This is a genomic window from Pilibacter termitis (assembly GCF_900167335.1).
Taxonomy (GTDB): domain Bacteria; phylum Bacillota; class Bacilli; order Lactobacillales; family Streptococcaceae; genus Pilibacter; species Pilibacter termitis.
This window is the reverse complement of record NZ_FUXI01000004.1, coordinates 107,142-110,038: the sequence shown is the minus strand read 5'-3', so window position 1 is coordinate 110,038 and position 2,897 is coordinate 107,142. Positions and strand designations below refer to the sequence as shown.

Here is a 2,897-nt window from a genome sequence, read left to right as displayed (position 1 = left end):
TCGCTGTTCGCAACAGCACTGGAAACTATGTTTCCAGCAAGTAAATGCTGTGGCTCTCTGCGACAATCTCCTGAACGCCCCTTTTCGCTTTTCTTATAAAGTAATCATTCCGAGATATAACATCACGATTGCTAGGATTGCTGAGAGTGTGATGAGTATCATTGCTGCTTTTTCTAGTGTGCTAATGTTTCTATTGTTTGCATGGCACGCTTTTAAGAAAAAGAATAATCCCGGGATATAGGCAATTGAACACAATAACACATAGTTAAATCCTGCAAGTGTAATCCCAACAATTTGGAATAAAGTTGCTACAATTCCAATTCCTAACTGGAGGGGTTCTTTTTGCTTGAATGAATATTTGATTTGATAAATTGCAACGAATAAATAACAAATTAAGATAGATGCGGTACAGAGTGAATACGCCAATTTATAAGCATAGTCTGTTACCAAAAAAGTCAGTAAAAATAAATTTGTCAGCGTTGCTGTCGCAATAAGCGAATTGGTCGGTGAATTTTTTTCGTTTGTTTTACCAAAAAATTTCGGAAGTAGCTTGTCACGTGCCATTAACATTGTGGTTTCTGCTGGCAACATTGTCCACGAAAGCCATGCACCAATCACTGAAATAATCAAACCAATATTGATAAATGCTGCACCCCAATCACCTACGATGTGTTTTAAAATGTTTGCCATAGCAGGTTGCTTAATATTCGCAAGCTCCTCTTGACTTAACACACCAAATGGTAAAAGCGAGGCAAGAATATAAATAAATAACAAAATCGTCAACCCAATAATAGATGCTTTTTGTGCATCACTTCGCTTTTCAGCACGACTTGCCAACACGCTTGCCCCTTCAATCCCAACAAACACCCACATCATTACCATTAAACAACTCTTAATTTGCTCGCCAACACTTGCTGCTGTTCCATTGTTTTGCAGATTTTCTGCTACATTTCCCCAAAAATCAGAAGTAAAAATACCAAGTTTAAATGACAAAATTGCCATAATCAAGAAAAATACAAGGGGAACCAATTTGCAGAGCATCACTAAAACATTGACAATACTAGCATTTTCAAGTCCACCACTAACAAGAAACGTTAAACCCCAAATGAATAGACTTGCAAGCAGAATAGAAGGTACATTTTGACCACCTTTAAATAATGGGAAAAATTCGCCGACTGCACTCATAAACATGGTCGCAAATGCCACATTTCCAAGCCATGAACTCATCCAGTAGCCCCAACCGCTAATAAATCCGCCAAGTTTGCCGAAATCTTTTTCCGCATACCCAAAAATTCCAGCATTCATCTCAGGGTGCTTTGCCCCAAGGTTGTTTAACGACAAGACAAGTGCCAAAATCCCAATTCCAACAATCACCCAAGCAATCATCGCGGGTGCAGGTGCTGATCCTGCTGCTAAATCGCTTGTAATCCCAAAAACTCCGCTTCCAATGGACGAGCTAACAACTGCTGCCACCAGTCCAATTTTACTAATTCCTTTGTGCTTTTTTTCCATAACCTGCTCTCATTCTACTCGCTTGTACTTGTTCTACAAGCTCAAATATTTGGTGCTGACTCATTTTTACAATTTGATGAATGAAAAATAAAATCAACATGAAATTCCTCTGCTTTGTGCTAATTTTTTATTTCCTTATCACAAGCAAAGTCATTACCTTTATTTTAAAGCACTTTTATTATATAGGCAAAGAATGTTAGTTTTTTTTTATTTAAGGGGACTTATAAAAACTCAGCTTATCCAAAATTACTATTTTTTTGTTTCACAGTCGTTTTCTCTTTGTTCTCTTTCAATTTCGTTCAATATATACTCACGATACTTATCTCTTATTGGTTTCGTAGAATAGTCGTAGTAAAATCCAGCTATTATAGCTCCGGTTATAATCAAAATAATACTAGTAAAGATAATGTGTTTTTTTTTCATGGTTTGCTCCCTCATCTCTATGTTAGAAAAATAAAATTATTGCGGCTAGGACAAATAACTATCTCAATCTATAAAATGGACACCTCTAAGAGCTTGTTTACGTTCTTCAAATTCGGTCTATTTTGGCTAAATTTGCACGTTTCTTCATCAAAAACACTTGAATACCACTACTAAATCTGCATTTTTTCCTCGAAACGCACAAATTTAGCTCAAAATAAACTCGAAAGCGAGAGCATAAACAGGATCTAAAATATTTATACCCCAAATACAGTTACAGTATGACCGTATTTTTCATGATGTGCTAGTGCATATTTTGCTGCTGAGCCGTAAAATAAATGCCATGAACTTTCATAACCACATCCACTTGTTTTGCACTTCCATTGATACCCCACACGTGTTTGTTTCCCTGTTTTCTTCTCTCTAATCATCCCTTGTAGATTTTCATTTGGATAAGTAGTAGATAAAACAAGAACTTCCTCATGTGCTTGTTTGACTACAACAATTTCATCAGCGTTAACGATTTCTCCAATCGCTAACAGCCCAACTGACAGACCTACTGTTACAAATATTTTTTTCATATAAAAGTTCTCCTTATGATTTTTTTCGTGATTCCCTTGCAAGTTTTCTTCACACCAAAATCATAATCTCAATTCCTTATAATTTCAATGACTTTTACATAAACGTCCTAAATTTCTGCATAAACGTCCTTTTTATTTCTGAAATAGAATCAAAAAGTAAACAAAAAAAGAGTTTTCAGGATATAATAGTTTTAAGAAAATTTTTTAAGGGCACCTCTAAAAACTCTGGTTAAGCCAAAATTAGCTAGTTTTTCTTGTTTTCGAAAAAATCAACGAAAACTATGTGGTGACAAGAAAAGCGAAGAGGGGCGGTAAGGAGTTTGTCGCAGTGAGCCACAGCATTTACTTGCTGGAAACATAGTTTCCAGTGCTGTTGCGAACAGC

4 protein-coding genes are annotated in these 2,897 nt (G+C 36.1%); all 4 read right to left on the bottom strand.

All coding sequences use genetic code 11. The annotated features are described in order from the left end of the window. Positions 1-93 precede the first annotated feature (93 nt). Entirely contained in the window at positions 94-1,512 is a 1,419-nt protein-coding gene (gene arcD, locus B5D30_RS02710) for an arginine-ornithine antiporter (protein WP_078806499.1), read from the bottom strand. Continuing rightward, positions 1,487-1,612, bottom strand: coding sequence for a hypothetical protein (locus B5D30_RS14225; RefSeq protein WP_268802092.1), 126 nt, complete (start codon positions 1,610-1,612; stop codon positions 1,487-1,489). The genes arcD and B5D30_RS14225 overlap by 26 nt, the downstream gene beginning before the upstream one ends. A gap of 149 nt (positions 1,613-1,761) precedes the next feature. After that, positions 1,762-1,935, bottom strand: a complete 174-nt coding sequence (locus tag B5D30_RS13445; protein ID WP_159443176.1) for a hypothetical protein — start codon at positions 1,933-1,935, stop codon at positions 1,762-1,764. A gap of 254 nt (positions 1,936-2,189) precedes the next feature. Beyond that, complete coding sequence (locus B5D30_RS02705) at positions 2,190-2,513, bottom strand: hypothetical protein (protein ID WP_078806498.1); 324 nt, start codon at positions 2,511-2,513, stop codon at positions 2,190-2,192. Between the last annotated feature and the right edge of the window lie 384 nt (positions 2,514-2,897).

What these genes read in the sequence shown, in the direction of transcription:
- arcD (WP_078806499.1), bottom strand. Translation starts at nt 1,512, where the DNA reads ATGGAAAAAAAGCACAAAGGAATTAGTAAAATTGGACTGGTGGCAGCA.
- B5D30_RS14225 (WP_268802092.1), bottom strand. Translation starts at nt 1,612, where the DNA reads ATGTTGATTTTATTTTTCATTCATCAAATTGTAAAAATGAGTCAGCAC.
- B5D30_RS13445 (WP_159443176.1), bottom strand. Translation starts at nt 1,935, where the DNA reads ATGAAAAAAAAACACATTATCTTTACTAGTATTATTTTGATTATAACC.
- B5D30_RS02705 (WP_078806498.1), bottom strand. Translation starts at nt 2,513, where the DNA reads ATGAAAAAAATATTTGTAACAGTAGGTCTGTCAGTTGGGCTGTTAGCG.